Raw genomic sequence first — 18,548 nt, forward strand, 5'->3', positions numbered from 1 at the left:
TTTTTTTCTCGGAGACCATCTTATCAGTGTTTATGGTTATTGCAGTTAGAAGTTATAGCCTACTCTGAATTTGATCGGTTGTTGCTGCGGCTCCTGATAGTAACTCAGGAAATCCCACAATAGCTGGATCTTTGTAGACTTGAAGAATCGGGTCTTCATCGATACGATCTTGCTGATGCCGATCAGGCCGCTGCGGGTCCAATTGAGCGGGTCATTTATTTTTGTGGAGCTGGCGATCGGTTGGTAATTGTATTCGAACCCGCCCGTGACATAGAAACTTTTCTTTGCCTTTATATCGATGAAACTCCGGAGACCGGCGCCCTGGCTGCTGACCTGGATGTGCTGAAAACTATTTCCCCAGCCTGTCTTGTAGCTGACCCCGATGCCGGCGGTACTCTTATCCGAGATCTTATATCCCACCGAAATGCCGATGTCGATGGTGGTCGGGAAAAGATAGTACGACTGTTGTGTTTGCAGATTCATTCCATATTCAAGTCGCTGGAAGATGGTTCGCGTGCGTTGATGATTGGGGGTAAAATTGGGCATGTCCATATCTCCGCTGCCGCCGCCCAGGGAACTCAGCTTGTTCTGCATCTTGGTGATATCCTGCTGCGCGGCGTCGAGGCTGCCTTGCATCGCGGCGGCTCCGGCACTTCCGCCCTGGCCGACCTGCCCGTTAATGATCGCCGACACCTGGTCGCGGGATTGTAACCCGACCAGACCCTGGTCCGTTCCATAGCCTGCCGGTACACTTAATAGCCCGGCCAGAAAGCCGTTCTGTTTCATGAACGTCGTAAAAGCCGGCACATTCCGCAGCAAGCCGAGTGCCGTTTGCAGCATCTTGCCGGGGTCATTGAGCATCTGACGATATTGCCGCACCTGTTCGGCATAATAATAAGCTTCTTGATTGTATCCCTTGAATACGCTGCCGATACCCGGCGGCAGATTGGTATATTGACTTAGATACTGCTGGATCTGTGCTTTCCGGTTTTGGACGAATTGTTTGATCGCATCGGCATCCTGCAGCCTGGTCTGCAATTGCTGAAATTGGGTGAGAGAACTTTGCATTTGTGCCGCCAACGCCGGATTGGAATTTACAACCTGGGGATTCTTGTTCAGGAAAGCGAGCATGCCCTTAAGGGAATCGGCGTAGGGAAGGTATTCCGGCCCCATCGATCGAACCGTCGTTGCGCTGTCCTGCCGGAGTTGTTGGGACAGACGCTGATATTGCAGTTGTGGATCCTGGGTATACAGCGAGGCCGCTTTGGCCGAATCGAGGCGGTAGAGGCGAGCTTTCAGTTTTTGCTCTTTCCGGGCCAGGCGGGCCAGGTACTTTTCCGTCTGCCGGGTCAACTGTCGCTGGAGGGTGGCATCCTGCCCCGAGATCTTGTCCAGTAGCCGCGTTGGGAACCCGGAAACTTTATCGACGGTCTGTGGATCTTGAAGAGGGTCCTGGCAGTGGCAAACGATCGGTATAGTGCACGCGAAGGCGACTACCCAAATGAAAGGATATCTCATGTGCTAATAGGTTAACGTTTAACAAAAGCGAAAAACGGGGAACGGAGATGAAATGGTGCGGAAGTTGATTCGAATTGGAGCTTTCGGGGGATAGGGATAAAGTGATTTAAACCTAGACAGATATTTTCAGTTTTCCAAGCACTTCGCAAATGATTAGTAGGAACGTTCATGTCATCAATGCCCGCCGGACAAACTTGATTTTAACTTAGTGCGTGTCGAAATGAGCCATGGGCGTGTGGATTTGCGGCATAACGGTGCATAACCGAATTTTACCGGGTTAAAATCCGTCTACATGGAAATTTTAGAAAAATCGGGTGGTTACGGCGGGGCGGATATGCGTTAGCGGTGGGCAGGATATGAACGGATGGGGGCGGGCAGGCGCGAAGCGGCAGCTAGCCGATGGGGCGTAGCGAAGCGCCGCCCCATCGCCCCCATCCCATGTTCATGGGATTGTGCAATGCGGAATTTTAAGCAAATTTTGCGGCTAAACCCTTTCAATGACCTGTCGCCCAGTTCTTTTGTGCTTGTTGACGTACCTATTGCCGGTGAAAATGACCCTTGCCCAGACGAATGACTTCGGCTTTAAGGCCGGCGCCAACTATTCACAGGTTAGCAACCTCTCCACCATCATACTGAGTGAACCTTACTTTCTCAACTACAAGATAAAAGAGAAGGGCCGCTATGGCTGGCACCTCGGCGTCTATTATGAATACAAGCTGGAAAACAAGAAGGTAGGGTTCCAGTCGGAGATTATGTACACCCGGCAGGGCGGCGATGTGCTTTTTAATAATTACGAGAAGGATTTCAATTACAAGATGGAGTTTGCTTACCAGTACGTGAATCTGGTCGGCCTGGCGAAATGGTTCCCTTTCGCCGGACGGGTGAGCCTGGGCGCGGGTCCCTTCCTGGGCATCAACGTCGCCCCCCGGGATATCCTCTATACTTCCTGGGGCAACGGGAAACTCCCGGCATTCGGGACAGACCTGGAACAACAGCAGCAACTACGCAACGTGCTGATGGGCAAGAACAATTTTGGTCTCGCGGTCGATGCTGCCGTCGATATCGGGTCGCTGTTGAAAGTGGGGGTACGATACTATTGGAGCGCCACCAATACGGTGGAAACAGAGGCCAATTCCTACAATTTCATCGCGGCAAAGAATACGAATACGGTATATGAATTGTCGGTAGCGATCAACTTTGCGAACCTTTTTGACTAGCGAAACGCTTGAATCATGAAACCATGGAAGTCCTGCCTGCTGCTTCCCTTGCTGTGGGCACTCTCTTTTTCTGTACAAGGCCAATCCCTTTACCCCGGGGGTGTAAAAGCCCCCTTCCTTTGGCTTTGTACGGACAGCTCGGCGGCGACTCCCACCCTGCACAGCCTCCTTGCCGGGCAACCGAACATCGCCGTTGCAAATGGTTCCCTCGGCCAGCTTAATTTCCACCCCGCATTGCTGGTGGACGGCCTGAGACCAAACGGTTCCACACCGCCGGTCATCGCCCTCGGCACCCGAGATCTCCATAATGCCAGTTACTTCACGGTCTACCAGTCCCAGGATACGGCACACGAAAACGCGATCTGGCATATCGTCAACGGCCGGCAGACCATGCTGGTCCTTACCACCAACCGGATGGCGGATCTGTCGGCCCGCCGGTATATGAATTACACCGATATCGTGCGCGGTCAACCGAAAGTCAATTTCTACGTTCAACATAAAGAAAGGGATTCCTTACCGGTGGCGGAACAATACTGGAACCTCGGAGTTAAACCGGCCTCCCCGGCCTTGCCCGTCTCGACCTTCAAAGGGCTACTCCCCGAAGTCATCGCCTACGACCGGGTGCTCAACACGCACGAACGGCTGCAGGTTGCCTCCTACCTCGCCCTGAAATACGGGATCACCCTGACCGAACCGGGCGCCACCTATCTCAGCAGCACCGGGGAAACCATCTGGGACGGCTATAGCTACGCCACCTGGCATCACAATATCGCGGGCATCTGCCGCGACGACTCCGCCGGATTGAACCAGCCGGCCGCCGGCAGCAGCAATACGCCGGGGCTGATGACGATGACGGCCGCCGCCCCGCTGAGCAACAATTCTTTTCTTCTCTGGGGAGATAATGGCAAAGCGCTGACACCCGCCCCCAAGGTGGCAGGGATGCCCGTGATGCTGCAAAAGACCTGGCTCATGATCCCGCATGGCATGGGCGCCGGTGGCGCCGCCTTCACGACGACAACGGTCATCGACACCAAAGTGGTGGACGCCCCGCTGCCGCCTCAGCCCGTTTACTGGCTGGTAGTCGATCCCTCGGGCCAGGGGAAATTCTCCGCATCGGCCGCGACGTTTATCCGCATGGACCAGCTGGATGAACGCGGAAAAGCCTCTTTCAACAAAATAAAATGGGACAATGACCAATCGGGCAAGGACGTATGGGGTCTCATCGTCGCCCGGGACCTGCTGCTGGCTACAGCCATCGATCCACCCACCTGTGCCTTGCCGCGGTCGGGCGGCCTGCACACCCGGATCATCGGCGGACAGGCGCCTTATCAATTGACGCTGCAAAGCAACAACGGCCTGCTCGTTACCCGCACCATCGCCGACAACGGATCGCCGGTAGACGTGGCCGCATTGTCCTTTGGGAAATATTTTTTATCGGTAACGGACGCACGCGGAGCCCTCTACACCGACTCCTTATACCTGAACGACCAGGGCGCCCCGCTGCCGCAGTCGCTCGCGTCGAGCTATACGCTGACCCCCGGAGGGTCCTTGCAACTGGATGCCTCCGTCAATATGCCGGACGGACTGACCTGGCAATGGACGGGACCCGGCAATTTTGAATCGTATAGCTCCGAGGTGACGATCACCACGCCGGGACTTTACTCGCTGACCTGTAGCAAGGACGGCTGCAGCACCGAACAGGACATAACGGTGACCAACAACCACAACAATACGCTGTACAACATAACCGTATATCCGAATCCATCACCGGCCGCGTACACGGCAAGGGTTACCCTGGACGATCCTGCTCCCGTGACCATGGCAATCTATACCCAGGATGGCAGGCTTGTTTCGGTGCAGAAGGGTGATGGACGATCGAACTATTACTTTTCGGGGGCGCTGACAACGGGCGGCATTTACGAACTGGTATTTATTTCGGGCTTATCGAATGCCACGAAAAGACTAATCATCACAAAATGATCACCGGCGGCATATGACAAGACATTATTTTATAGGGGGGATTATTCTGCTGGCGGCCATGGGGTTTATCGTTAGGGAACCTGTGCGGCAGAAGCGGCGTTTCGATTCTTTTGTTGTCAGGAGTTCCGGCTTTGCAAAGGTGGCGGGACGACTGGGGAAAGGGATGGAAGCCGCTTCTGCTGTGCCCGATGACCCCATCATCGACGTCCCCGAAACGCCGCAGACCCAGGGCTTCGTCCCCACCTCCATAAAAGATTTCAAACTTGCCGACCCCACGGCAGGGATCTCGCTCATCGACGCACCCGTGGCCAACAGCCAGGGAAACGCTTCCCTGACGTTTGAGATGAAGCTGCCCGCCGGCCGCCAGGGCCAGCAGCCCGATCTGCCGATACAATACAACAGCGACTGGGGCGGCAGTTGGTTGGGCAACGGCTGGAATTTATATACGCCCGCCATCACCATCGACACCCGATGGGGAGTGCCGCGATATGATTCCGCATTGGAGACGGAAATGTACCAGCTCAACGGCATGCAGATGGCCCCCACAAATAACCGGTCGGCCCTCGTGAAGCGAACTTCTGAAAAGCGTTTCTATCCCCGCGTGGAGGGTGACTTCAGCAAGGTCATCCGTCATGGCAACAGCCCCTCCACCTACTGGTGGGAGGTCACGGAAAAAAACGGCAATCGCAGCTGCTACGGCGGCACAGAGCAAAGTGGGGCAGTGAGCAATGCCGTTCTAAAGGACGATCAGAATAATATCGCCTATTGGGCGCTGGTAGAGACCAGGGACCTGAACGATAACTATGTCCATTACATTTACGATACGGTGACCGACCCGGGTGTGACGGGAAGCACCCAGCCGGGACGGCAACTATACCTCAGCCAGATCTACTATACGGGCACCGGTACAGTCGATGGTCCCTATAAGATCGAATTTATCCGCGACCGGCAGTTGAAAGAGACAAAACGAAAAGATGTCACCATCGACGCCCGGCTGGGTATGAAGACCGTAAGCGCGGACCTGCTCAGGAAGGTGAACATCAGTTTCAGCGGCACACCGATTAGAAGCTATGTTCTGCAATATGAGGAGGGCGCTTTTTACAAGACCCTCCTGCAAAGTATCAGCGAACTGGATAGCGCCGGCGCCGTCTTCTACACACACCGGTTCGACTACTATGACGACGTGCACAAACAGAACTATACCGCCGCGGACAGTATTGTCCGCTGGAATATCCCCGGTGACGGCATCCAGGGCGACCTGCCCAACCAGATCCCGGCGTTTACCTCCGAAGCCACGGCGATCAGCTCCTCCAAGGCGATGAGCAAGGGCGGCGGCGGCGGGGTTACCGTGGGATCGATCTTCGGCGACGAATGGAGCAAGAAGGCTTCCGTCGGCGGTTTTTTCAGCTATAACCGCGACGACCAGGAAGGAATGGTAAGTCTCATCGATATCAACGGGGATGGCCTGCCCGACAAAGTATTCAAGCAGAACGGCAGCCTTCACTATCGGGCCAACCTGGGCGGGGCGACAAAGACTTTTGGGCCCAGCAAGCCGATCACCGGGGTCTCGGATATCAGTGCGAGCAATAACATCAGTATCGGGGGCGGGGTGCAGGTTGTCCCTTACACGCTTTTCGTGGGGTACGAGCATACGGAAATGAATATTACTACCACCGTCTATTTTTCCGACTTCAATGGCGATGGACTGATGGATATCGCCAACAACGGAACGGTGTATTTCAATCACCTCGACGCCCAGGGCAACCCGGTATTTACCACTACCAGTACCCCCACACCAAATCCCATTCTGTCCGGCAACGTGGACAGCAGTTTCCTGTTAAAGGATACCGCCCTCCAGGCCCGCCAGGAAAAGATGTTCCCGCTGCAGGATGTGGTGAAGATGTGGGAGGCTCCCTATAGCGGAACGGTCACGGTCAACGCCCCCGTTCAGCTGCTGGTGAACCCGAATGACGCCGGGGTCGCCAACCCCAAAAAGGATGGGGTGCGGGTGAGCATCCAACTGCGCGGAGCCGTCCTTTGGAATACGACCATCGGCCCGGACGATTATTCCCCAAAATCACCCACCGGGGTGAGCGGGCTGGCGGTGAACAAGGGTGATCACCTCTATTTCAGGCTGCAATCCATCTACAACGGGGATGACGACCAGGTCAGCTGGGATCCCATTATCGACTATACCACTCCGCAACTGCCGACCTCCGATCACAAGGTCAGCAGCCACTACCAGGCTTCAGCCGATTTTATCCTGCATAGCCCGAGTCCCTCAGGTATGGCGAAGCCCGGATCGATCCAGGTCGATGGCGTGTTCAACAAATCGCTTACGACGGATACCGTGACGCTGTCGATCGTCCGGCTGCGGAATACGATCTCCACCGTGCTTTACCAGCAGGACTTTGCACCTGCTGAAACCACCAGCGGGAACCTGACCCTACCCGGACCGCTGGCCGTTGACACCTCCGATCAACTCTACTTTCTGATCCGCAGCCGCAGCTATATCGACAGAAGCGCGCTGCAATGGCTGCCCCACTATGCATATGTCAGTTTCACGGATGGCACGCCGGTCAGCGGCACCGACGGCAAGCCTACGATGGAAGGTTTCCCCGTGCCGGATAATTCCAACTATAATACCCGGGTCATCGCCGTTGCCCCCTACGTACCGGCCAGCCAGGACCCGGTCGTAATCGTGCCCCAGGTCAGCGGCGGGGGCGATGGCATCCTGTGGCTGACGATAAAGGGCGACGATACCATCTATGCGCAAAGGCAGATTAACATCACCGGAGGTGCGATGTCGACCGCCATGGACAGCATCCGATTCATCCGCCCTGCCAACAAACCCATATATATCGAGTACGCGACCGATACGCTGAACTTCGCCCTGGGCCTGGCCGCGCCGATGGTAGCCGTATACAAGGACACAACGGTGATCATCGCCGGAACGGCGAAGGATTCGCTTATCGCCGATACCGTACTTCCCGCCAATCTCTACGCCAACCCCGCACAGTTGTTCCTGGGGCCGCTGTTCCGCGGCTGGGGACAGTTTGCGCTAAAGGGCAACACCGCCAATCTGCCGATCGCCGAGGACTCGCTAAACCTCAACGAAGTGAGCAGTTATCCCTCGGACCCCGGCGGCTATCAGGACAGCGCCTCGCTTACCGGGCTGCAGGACCCTTCCAAAACTTATTTTGTCACGCTGTTCCCCGATGCCCGGAAATTGCAATGGAGCGGCTACGACACCAGTGTCTTTGTCATGGCCGCCGAGATGAGCAGTTCCCGCCTGGGGCTGCATGATGTTTCCGTCGACAGCACGACGGCAGGCGGGTCGGCCGGGTCCGTGAACAAGCAAAGCCGCACCGTTATCGACAGCTATATGGCCGGCGGGTTCAGCGGTCCCCTTGGGGCCAGCGCGGGCACCTCCAAGGCGCAAAGCACGGTCAGCCTCGACATGATGGATATGAACGGCGATCTCTATCCGGATGTGGTCACGGATGGAAGCATTCAATATACCCTGCCCGGCGGCGGACTCGGCGCAACCGTGATCGCGCAGCCCATCGGCGCGACAACCGACTTCGGAACCGCTGAAGGCGGTGGGCTCGGCGGCGACTTCACCCGGGCCAACCCCAAGAATGCACCAAAGTCCAACGCCGGGGCAGCGGAGAACACCGCCAAGCATGCCATCGGTCTCTCCGGCGGACTCGAGAATAACGATGACGAGTCGATCAGCTCATGGATGGATATCAACGGGGATGGATTGATCGACCGGATCTATGCGACCGGCCAGGTGGCGCTGAACCTCGGTTATCGCTTTGCCCCTGCTGAGCCATGGGGCCTGGGCGGGATCGAACGGGGGAACAGTCTTTCCGAAGGAGCAGGCCTGGGCCTGAATCTCTGGGCCGGCTCCTTCGAGGGCGGCTATGGCATGTCGCGCACCACCGCCACCAATTCTTTTGCGTTAAACGACGTCAACGGGGACGGCCTGCCCGACCAGTTGTCACTGGGCACGGTCACCGACCCACAGAACCCCTTCCTGACAACGACTGTTCTGAATGTGCGATTGAATACGGGGAACGGTTTTGGGCCGTACATCCCGTGGAAGAACTTCAATCAGGTGACGGTGAACACCTCCACCGGCGAGGCGCTGAATTTCGCGGCCACGGGCGTGATCCCCATCCCCATCATCTTTATCAAGATCGCGATCAACCCATTCTCCAATACGGGTTGGGGTGTAGCCCGGCAGAACGACGCCGTCCTGGATGTCGACGGCGATGGATACGCCGATATGTTGCATTCCTCCAATGATGGCGATCTGACGGCTTCCGTTTCGTCCATCGGCAGGACCAACCTATTGCGTTTTGTCAAAGAGCCGCTGGGCTCGACGCTAACGCTGGAGTATTCCCGGGCGGGAAACACCTATGGGATGCCGCAGAGCAAATGGGTGCTGGCAGCCACGACGGTATTCGACGGCGTCAGGGGAGATGGTGTCGATACGATCCGCCGGCAATTCAGCTATGCCGGCGGCAACCAGGACAGAAGGGAACGGGAGTTTTATGGTTTCAACAGCGTGACCACCCGCGATCTGAATACGGCCAACCAAAACAAAGTATACCGGAGTCATGTGCGGCAGTATCTGAATTCGTCCTATTATAACCGGGGCCTGCTGGCGAGTGAATGGCTGGAAGATTCGGCCGGCAACAAATACACGCAAACCAATAACCTGTATGATCTCCGGCTTGTACAGGACAGCGTACAATTCCCGGCGCTGAAGCAGACGCAGAAGCTGTTTTATGAAGGGACGGCTACCGCGGGCGTGAGCACGATCATCCAGTATGATTACGATGCACTGGGGAATGTCACGAAGATCAACGACGCCGGCGACGGTAGCCAGCAGGATCTGCGGCTTACCGCCATCACCTATCACGACCTGGACGCGGTGTATGTCAAATCGGTACCGGCCAGTGTCGAAGTCACCACGGCGGAAGGAGTAAGACGGAAACGCACGACCGCGGTCAATTCGACGGGCGATATCATCAATATCAGCGAGTGGCTGGCCGACGGAACGGCGGCGAAGACGGATCTTACCTATGACTCCTATGGCAATGTAGCAACCATTACCCAACCCGCCAACTACAAGGGTCAGCGCATGGCCTATACCTATGAGTATGATAATGTAGTGCACAACTACAACACCAAAATAACGGATGCGTTCGGCTATACCACGACAAAGACCTATGATTACCGGTTTGGACTGATCACGGGGATGATCAACCGCAACGATGAGCCCACCCGCTACACGCTGGATAACCACGGCCGGGTGCTGACATATACGGGTCCCACCGAACTGGCGGCGGGCTTGCCATATACCATCAAGGTGAGCTATCATCCCGATTCGACGATCTCCTGGGCGGAAACAAGACATTACGACCCCGAAGACAGCGCGGACATCCCGATGGTCAATTTTGCGGATGGGCTGGGCCGGAGTGTGCAGGTAAAAAAGCAGGTGGCCCTTTTCAAGGGGAAGAATGCAGCTGACGACGTGCAGATGGCCGTTTCGGGACGAGTGATCTTTGATGCGTTCGGCCGTGCGGTGAGGACCTATTATCCCACCCCGGAAGCCATCGGAGCAAACACGTATACCTATGATTCGGCGTTTGGGGGCATCGAATCCACGACCTCCTATGATGTGCTGAACCGGGTCGTAAAGACCGTACTCGCAGATGGCGCCACGAGCAGCAACAAGTATTCCGCCGCGGGCGGGATGTTCATGATCGCCGGCACCGACGCGCTGAACAACCGGGTAGAGAACCAATTTGATGTCCGCGGCCGGAAGCGGTCCACAAAAGAATATGGGCCTAACGGCGGCATTACCACCCAGTTTGGCTATGATGCGCTGAATGAACTGATAAAGTCGACGGACAATGCCGGCAACGCCTTCCTGGCGACCTATGACAACCTTGGCCGGAAGCTGAGTGCGCAGCATCCTGATGGGGGGCTCACTACTTTTCAATATGACCCTGCCGGCAACGTGCTGAAAAAGGCGACCGCGGAGATCCATCGGGAGATGCCCGACAGCGGCGCCATCCGCTACCAATACGACTACAACCGGCTGACCGATATCGACTACCCGGTGAATTACCAGAACAAGGTGAAGTATAGCTATGGCGCGGCGGGCAGCGGCAGCAAGGCCGGGCGGGTTACCCTGGTGGAAGACGCCAGCGGCGGACAGGAATTCTTTTATGGCCTGCAGGGAGCGGTGAAAAAGATCATTCGCACGGTTCTGATCAGCCCCATTTTTGCCACCACCTTCGTTAGTCAGCAGGATTATGACACCTGGGGCCGCATCAAAACGCTTACCTATCCTGACGGAGAAGCCGTCAGCTATCACTATAACAAAGCGGGCGACCTGTTAAGCATGAGCGGAGTCAAGGAAGGAACCGCCTATACCTACGTCGATCAGGCCGGCTATGATCTCTACGAGGCCCGGACCTATCTGCGCTATGGCAACCATACCGAAAATCTCTACACTTACGACAGCCTGCGCAGAAGGCTTGTTCAGCTGCAGACGCTTTCCCCAACCGGCCAGCCGATTTCGAACAATGTCTATACCTATGATGCGGAAAGCAATGTATTGGCGGTACAGACCGCGAATGGCAAACAAAATTACCAGTATGACAATCTATACCGGCTCGATTCCGCCAGCGGCGAATACCAGGGGGATAAAGACTCCGCGACCTATGGCGTGAAGGTTGCCTATGACGACCTGTACAATATCGTGCACAAGTCGATGCATGGAGCGGCCGGCGGCCAGAGCTATGATCAGCTGTATACCTATGGAAAAACTCCCCACCAGGCCACGCAGGTCGGCGGTAATAAATATACCTACGATGCCAATGGCAACCAGCTGGGGTATGGCGACGTCGAAAATTATTATGACGAAGAGAACCGGTTGATCTACTATAATCATCAGGGCGTATTGAGTCAGTACACCTATGATGCCGATGGGGTCATGGCGATTGCCAGCAGCGGCGGACAGCAGAGTCTTTGGGTCAACGGCGCTCCGGCGGGGACCGTGAAGCACACCAATAACTATTCGGCCTATGTAAGCCCTTACCTCGTCAGCAGGAGCGCGACCTTTACCAAGCACTACTATATCGGGGACGAGCGGATCGCCTCCAAACTCGGGCATGGGACCTTTGTCAATATCTCCTTCCCGCAATCGGGACTCACCGCGGGTAACGTGGATTATGTGGCCCGGGCGGCGCAGATGGAACAGAACCAAACCGCCTACTACGCGTCGCTGGGTGTGAGCCCAGGTCCACCAACGGATAAGAATTACTATGCGGAACCCCGGAATAGCGGCATCCCCGCACCGGTGTTTTTCGACAGCACCGCCAGCAATGTGCCCACCGGGTGGCCGGCCGATACGCTCACCCCGCCAAACGGGCCGCCGGTGTATCTGCCGCCGATTCCCTCCAATGACTCGGCAAAGGCCGGGTATGGTTTCGAGGATGCGGGTCATTTGTATGAGAACGATCAGTATTTCTTCCATCATGACCTGACAGGAAGCACCACCTATGTTACGAATGGCGAAGGCAGTATCACGCAGCATGATGAATATTCGCCGCTGGGCGAGACCTTTGTCGAAGAGCATACGGGCTCCTTTGTAACGCCGTATCTGTTCCATGCGAAGGAAAGGGACGAGGTGAGCAGCTATTATGCCTATGGGGCCCGATTCTATGATCCCGCGTTGAGTCAATGGTTGAGCGTGCAGGACCCGCTGGGGGATGATTTCCCGCTCGATGGCTCGGGGTATGGACTCGTGGCGGCGACCGATGATGATGACGATGCGCAGAGCAGCCCTTATATGAATCCCGGCCTGATCGTAGGGCGGGGGTTGGACCCGGCAGATAATTCGCGGATGGGAAGGGGCAAGACCAGCGAATCGCGAAGTATCAAAGTCCAGGCTAAAAAATCCAGGGAGCCCCTCAGCCGGAAATGGCAGGAGCGATTTGCGCGATGGTTCCCCGACAGGTATGAAGCACCGATGAGCCGGCATTCTGTTGCGATCGAGCGCAGGGGAAGCCATGCCGCGGACGTGGCATGGAGGTCGGAAAGCGATTTGGCCGACATGGGAATGGAGCTAAGTGAGAGCCGGCAGGGCAGGGCCTCGCAGCTAAGTGAGCGTCGGAGCTTTTCGGAGATGCCTGACCAACGGGGGAGGAATAGCACGATCTACGGCCTGCGCCGGGGAGGCAGCAGCAGCTCCCTGAGCATCGACCGGGAGAGTATTATCTCGGTTGTCGAAGAAGAAAACAGCGTTGCCGTTCCGAGCATGCAGCCCGGTGTTGGTGGTTCGGTATCGGGCAGGCGCCGAAAGAGCAGCGGTTCCATCACCGTGATCCTTCATCTGGCGAGGCCCCGGGGCGGGTCGCCCTCGCAGGGGGGAAATGGATCGAGATAATCCTCTAAAAGGCGTAAATTGCGATAACCCAAACCTGATTGCAGAAGAGATTAATTTTTATATACTGTCTATTCCTGGCACTACCCCTGATGGTAATCGGGCAACCTTCGCTTTCCTATACCCGGCTTACAGTCGAGGATGGACTCAGCAATAATTCGGTTCAATGCATTTTACAGGATAAGAACGGCATTCTCTGGATCGGCACGAACGGCGGACTAAACCGCTATGACGGGAGCTTTCTCGTGCAATACAGTATCCTGAGCGAGCCCACGTTGACAAACAGCGTGATCACGGCCTTACTTCAGGACCAACAGGGGAGGATCTGGATCGGGACGGAGAACGGACTGAACATTCTTGATCCGCGCACCAATACCATCCGGCGATTTGTTCATGATGCTTCACCCGCCTCACTGCCGCAAGGTCCGGTGCGGGCGATCCAGAAAAGAAAGAATGGTCATGTGTGGGTGTTATCCGACCGGTGGCTCGTCGACTTTACCGACGAGGAGCATTTCCTGCCGGTGAACATCGATTCGGGATTGCTGCAGACGAATATGGTGCTGACCGGGCTCACCGAGAAGGATGACCATGCCGTATGGGTGTCGTATCTCGACAATCGGACCACGCTGGCAAAGCGGACCGTCGCGGCCGGCCGGGAGAAGATCGGCGCGCCGCTGTTGTTCGCCCCCGATTACTCGAAGATCTATGTCGATGAAAAAAATGCCGTATGGGGTGTCTCCTGTTATGGCGTCAGCAGGTTTGACGAACAGGCTGGCAGGTTTACAGGCTGGATAAAGAACTGTCAACTCATCACCGGACCGAACCTGCACCTGCATAGTTGTTTTTGCAGCGATGCGAATGGCAATATCTGGCAGGGCAACGACCGGGCCGGACTGGTGAGATATGACCTGTCGCGGCAACAGGTGACCGACTACAGTTGGGTGCTTGCCGCGGAGAATGCATCGATCGTCTATTGTGTCTATAAGGACCATAATAATACCATCTGGGTGGGGACCGACAACGGCATCATAAAGATCTCCAACCGGGAGGCGGTCTTCACTTCGATCCCCTTCTCGCTGCGGGGACAACCGTTGAAGGATATCCGCTGCCGGGCGATCATGACCGACCGAAAGGACAACCTGTATGCCGCGACAGAGAATTACGGCCTGCTAAAGCGAATGCATACCCGCTCAGGAACAGATACCACGGTGGCGCTGTCCAATTTTGGCGCGGTGCCGGTGTCGGCGCTTCCGGTGGTGAATAGATCGATCCGGCTGCCGCTAAATGGCCGCTATGACATCGGGTATATCTATGATATGTGGTACGATCAACAGGATATCATCTGGCTGGCCGGGTTTGGCATCGGCCGCTATGATACCCGGACCGATTCTTTGGAGATCTTTTTGGCCGGGGGGACGGAACAGGAGAAGCAGGAGAGTATCAACCAGTTTAGCATCTGTAATGACGGCAAGCTGTTCTGGACGGCCGGCCAGTACAATGTTTACACGTTTGACCCGCAAACCCGGAGCATGCAGCCTTTCCGGGATGACAAAGGCAATATGCCCTTTCATCACCTTTCCTGCTGGAGCCTGGTGGCGAAAGACGGGTGGATCTGGGCCGGGGCTGCCAATGGGTTGTATAAGATCGACACCCATAGCCATAAGGTGATCAAGCTTTCCGTCGACAGGCGGCTGGAATATGGCATCAATGATATCACGCCCGACGGCGACAGCAGTTTTTGGATCAGCACGGCGGGCGGCGGCGTCATCCGGTTTAACGAAAAGAGTGGAGAGGTGCAGCAGTACACCAATAAAGAGGGGCTGAGCAATAACACGGTGTGCGGGCTGTTGGAGGACAAGAACAGGGACCTCTGGATCAGCACGTATGCGGGGCTGAGTTATTTCAACAGAGCAACAAACCAGTTCACGAATTTTTATGCCAAGGACGGGCTGAACACCGATGAGTTTAACCGGAAGGCGTTCTACCGGATGCGCGACGGGCGGATGATCTTCGGCGGCTTGAACGGCTATGTCGTCTTTGATCCCGACAAGGCGTTCAGGACGAAACAGCCGGTGACGATCCTGTTGACCCGGTTTAATAAAACGAGCAACAACGGGAATACAACCGATACGGTCTTTAACGGGCAAACGCCCGGGCAGGTGGTGATCGGGCCCGGGGACCGGTTCTTCTCGTTTTACTTCATGCTCTCCGATCTGTATGATCCTGGCGGTAACCGGTTTTTCTATCAATTGCAGGGCGTCGACGATGTCTGGCATTCGATCGGGAGCCAGCATTTTATTTCGTTTAACAGCTTGTCACCGGGGAAGTATACCCTGAAGATAAGAGGCAATACCGGCAACGGAAGCCGTAGCATCAACGAGCTGTCCATCGACATCCGGGTAAAGCCGGTCTTTTATAAGACGATTTGGTTCATCGCCCTGGTGATCGCGGCGGCCATCGCCATCGTCTGGTGGGGGGTGAGATACCGGATACGGCAGGTACAGAAGATCCAGTGGCTGCGTACGCGGATCGCCAGCGATCTGCATGATGACGTGGGCAGTTCGCTGGTGCGGATCACGATCCTGGCGGATGCCATCAAGCGCGAGGGGATAACGGACAACACGCAGGAGCAGCTCGGAGCCATCTCCGGGATCAGCCGCGGAGCCGTGTCTACCATGAAGGATGTGGTCTGGAGCATCGATGCGCGAAACGACACCATGCTGGGGATGATCCAGTACATGCAGGAGCATCTCTACAATATGCTGGCCGCTGCCAATATCGATTTCGAATTGACGCATGCCGGGGTAGCCGGGCAGGAACGCCTGACCATGAATTTTCGTCAGAACGTCTACCTGACCTTTAAGGAGGCGATCAATAATGTTGTAAAGCATTCGGGCGCCAGCCGCGTGGACGTCGAGCTGAGAAGGGAGAAGGGGCTGTTCGTGATGCGGATAAAGGATGATGGCAAGGGCATCGGGAAAGAACGCGCCGGCAACGGGCAGGCGCACGCCGGCAACGGGCAGGGACACACGGGCAGCGGGCAGGGTTTGTACAATATGCGGCTACGGGCGGACAGGCTGCGGGCGAGCCTCGATATCGAGTCGGGGCCGGGGGTGACGATCACGTTGAGTGTTCCGGTTTAAACAATGCATATGATCCAACTGGCATTAATAGAAGACGATGTGGTGGTAAGAAATTATCTTGCCGCGTTTTTTCAGCGACGGGAGGAATTGAACTGCCGGATCGTGGCTGCTTCGGTGGAGGATTTCTTCGCCCAGGCGGGGCGGGTGGAGCAATTGGATATCGTGCTCACCGATATCGGGCTGCCCGGCAAGTCGGGGATCGAAGGTATTCCCGAGATTCGGAAGCGGTACCCGGAGGCGGCCGTCATCATTCTCTCCGTGTATATCGACAGCGACCGCATCTTCAAGGCGCTTTGTGCGGGGGCCGTGGGCTACCTGCAAAAGGATACCGCCATGGAAGAGATCCTGGACTGTATCAATATCATCAGCCGGGGCGGGGCGGTGATGTCACCGATCATCGCGCGAAAGGTGGTGGAATATTTTGCGCCGAAGCGAAGCTACAATGAGTTGCTGACCGCCAAGGAGCAGCAGGTTGTTGCGGCGATGGTGGATGGGTTGAGCTATAAGATGATTGCCGTTCGTCTCGGGATCAGCCTGGAGACGGTGCGGCAGCATATCAAGAACATTTACCGCAAGCTGCAGGTTAACAGCAAGGCCGAGGTGATCATCAAGTCGCTGAAAGGGGAGATCTAGGGGATCACGTAGTCCTCGCATTAAGCGCCGAGCGCGGCGCACTGGCCGAGAGTACCGGCAACGCGTGCAGCAATGCGCCGATCGCGAAATTGATGATGACGGCCAGGGTCATCGCGGTATTCTCACTGTAAAATCCCAACGCAAAAAAGAAGGCTGCGAACAGCAGATGAAACCAAAAAGGAACTACCCGGGCAATGCCGGGAAGGCTCCCTGTGACAATATGCCGGTGGCGCCAGCCATAGGCGACGAGTGCGAACAAAAAGGCGCACATCAGCAGAACGCGGTGGGCGGAGGTGATGCCGAAATGGGCCAGCTTCGGAGATATCTTCTCTTCGCTTGTAAACAGGACTACCAGGGAGCAATTGATCGCCAGAAAGGTGGTGAAGGCATTTTTTATCGCGCCGGTCTCTCTCCTCAGGTTCATGCCCGCGAATAGCCGGCTGAAGGCCGAGTAACAAAAGACCACGGTTTGCCAGCCGAAGAAGTTACCAAAGGGAACGCCGAACCATTGGGCGGTCAGCGGGTTGGCCGACATATAGGACCAGTCCCAATGCCACATATGCATGCGGTAAGCGACTACGTCGATGCTGAAATCGATATTGAGGGCCAGTAGGGTATCGAATGCGGCGGCAGCCCAAAGCGGCAGGCCCAGCCAGTCGGTCAAAAGTCTCGCCGAATACATAATGATGCCCCAGGCAACGCCGATACAAAGAGGGATATCCCGGTGGTTACGGCCCAACATTACCCAAAATCGGCCATAGGTGTAGTTGCCGATCATTACTTCCATATACTCCAGCACAAGACCGAAGAGCACACCGCCAAGCAAGTAAGCAACCGCGGTAGGTCCCTTTTTACGGGCATGGAGAAAGCAGAATAAAAATAGGACATAGAGGCTGGTCTCAGCCAATGGAAAACACCAAATAGGGGCAATGCCGTAAGGTATACCGGTAAAGGGGGGCATATAATACGTTTAGGGGATATAGTTTTAATATCCTTTTTGACCGGTGTTTGAGGTAGATGAGTGCCGGCGAAATATGCCGGAAAGAGGTGAGGAAGCGGGGTAAAGGTATTACAAATTACACATTCAACCAGCGAAAGATTGGAGCCTATTTTTTTAGGCCCGGGAAATTCCCCAGTTCTGGGTATTGTCAGGACGACGGAAAATTCCCGAATGACCCGGGAGGACGGGCTCCAGGCGCAATGCCGAAGCACCGGCGCTAAGCGGAATGCTGGAGCACCTCTTTTACCCGCTGGATGACGATATCGACCTGGTCGGGACGCAACAGAACGACGCCGAGAAGCAGCCGGTCCTCATGTACCCCCGTGACGATGCTGGGGTTACCATCCTGCAGCGCTTTGCGGACATCTTTTGGCGTGATCTTGAAATGCTGGCGGTCCCAGTCGACAAGCAGGTTGGGGAAGGCATTGGCGGGGCCGGGGTTTACCCAGACCTCGGTCTTTATCGTCGGCAGCAGCGCGAGCCGGGTGGAGATATGCCTGGCCCGTTGGAGCCAGCCGTCCCATTCCTTCTGATGATCGCGTTCGAGATAGGAACGCAAGGCAGCGTACATGCCGAAGATCTCTTCT

Annotated in this window: 7 protein-coding genes and 1 pseudogene; 5 read left to right on the top strand and 3 right to left on the bottom strand. The window is 56.0% G+C overall.

Annotation, left to right across the window (positions count from 1 at the left end; genetic code table 11):
* Nucleotides 1–45: 45 nt before the first annotated feature.
* The gene (locus VGM48_RS13785) at nucleotides 46–1,518 is read right to left on the bottom strand and encodes a hypothetical protein (protein ID WP_331580027.1); all 1,473 of its coding nucleotides are present in this window, start codon (nucleotides 1,516–1,518) and stop codon (nucleotides 46–48) included.
* A 524-nt stretch (nucleotides 1,519–2,042) separates the two neighbouring features.
* Between VGM48_RS13785 and VGM48_RS13790 the strand changes: the two genes are divergently transcribed.
* The 5 genes from VGM48_RS13790 to VGM48_RS13810 all read left to right on the top strand — a co-directional run bounded on the left by VGM48_RS13790 (nucleotide 2,043) and on the right by VGM48_RS13810 (nucleotide 16,961).
* Nucleotides 2,043–2,735, top strand: a complete 693-nt coding sequence (locus VGM48_RS13790) for an outer membrane beta-barrel protein (protein WP_331580029.1) — start codon at nucleotides 2,043–2,045, stop codon at nucleotides 2,733–2,735.
* Nucleotides 2,736–2,750: 15 nt separating this feature from the next.
* Nucleotides 2,751–4,715 carry a T9SS type A sorting domain-containing protein gene (locus tag VGM48_RS13795; protein WP_331580031.1) on the top strand — a complete coding sequence of 655 codons (1,965 nt, stop codon included), beginning with the start codon at nucleotides 2,751–2,753 and terminating at the stop codon, nucleotides 4,713–4,715.
* A gap of 13 nt (nucleotides 4,716–4,728) precedes the next feature.
* On the top strand, nucleotides 4,729–13,188 hold the full coding sequence (locus VGM48_RS13800) for a SpvB/TcaC N-terminal domain-containing protein (RefSeq protein WP_331580033.1): 8,460 nt from the start codon (nucleotides 4,729–4,731) through the stop codon (nucleotides 13,186–13,188).
* Nucleotides 13,189–13,277: 89 nt separating this feature from the next.
* Entirely contained in the window at nucleotides 13,278–16,328 is a 3,051-nt protein-coding gene (locus tag VGM48_RS13805) for a sensor histidine kinase (protein ID WP_331580035.1), read from the top strand.
* 9 nt (nucleotides 16,329–16,337) lie between these two features.
* The gene (locus VGM48_RS13810) at nucleotides 16,338–16,961 is read left to right on the top strand and encodes a response regulator transcription factor (protein ID WP_331580037.1); all 624 of its coding nucleotides are present in this window, start codon (nucleotides 16,338–16,340) and stop codon (nucleotides 16,959–16,961) included.
* Nucleotides 16,962–16,965: 4 nt separating this feature from the next.
* On the opposite strand, the gene VGM48_RS13815 is transcribed toward VGM48_RS13810, so the two are convergent.
* The gene (locus VGM48_RS13815; RefSeq protein WP_331580039.1) at nucleotides 16,966–17,868 is read right to left on the bottom strand and encodes a carotenoid biosynthesis protein; all 903 of its coding nucleotides are present in this window, start codon (nucleotides 17,866–17,868) and stop codon (nucleotides 16,966–16,968) included.
* 310 nt (nucleotides 17,869–18,178) lie between these two features.
* Nucleotides 18,179–18,548: pseudogene (locus VGM48_RS13820) on the bottom strand (selenocysteine synthase); the annotation flags it as partial.

The organism is Puia sp. (genome assembly GCF_036500295.1).
GTDB lineage: Bacteria > Bacteroidota > Bacteroidia > Chitinophagales > Chitinophagaceae > Puia.

Coding starts and splice junctions, on each gene's coding strand:
- VGM48_RS13805 (WP_331580035.1), top strand. CDS start 13,278: ATGGTAATCGGGCAACCTTCGCTTTCCTATACCCGGCTTACAGTCGAG.
- VGM48_RS13795 (WP_331580031.1), top strand. CDS start 2,751: ATGAAACCATGGAAGTCCTGCCTGCTGCTTCCCTTGCTGTGGGCACTC.
- VGM48_RS13800 (WP_331580033.1), top strand. CDS start 4,729: ATGACAAGACATTATTTTATAGGGGGGATTATTCTGCTGGCGGCCATG.
- VGM48_RS13785 (WP_331580027.1), bottom strand. CDS start 1,518: ATGAGATATCCTTTCATTTGGGTAGTCGCCTTCGCGTGCACTATACCG.
- VGM48_RS13810 (WP_331580037.1), top strand. CDS start 16,338: ATGATCCAACTGGCATTAATAGAAGACGATGTGGTGGTAAGAAATTAT.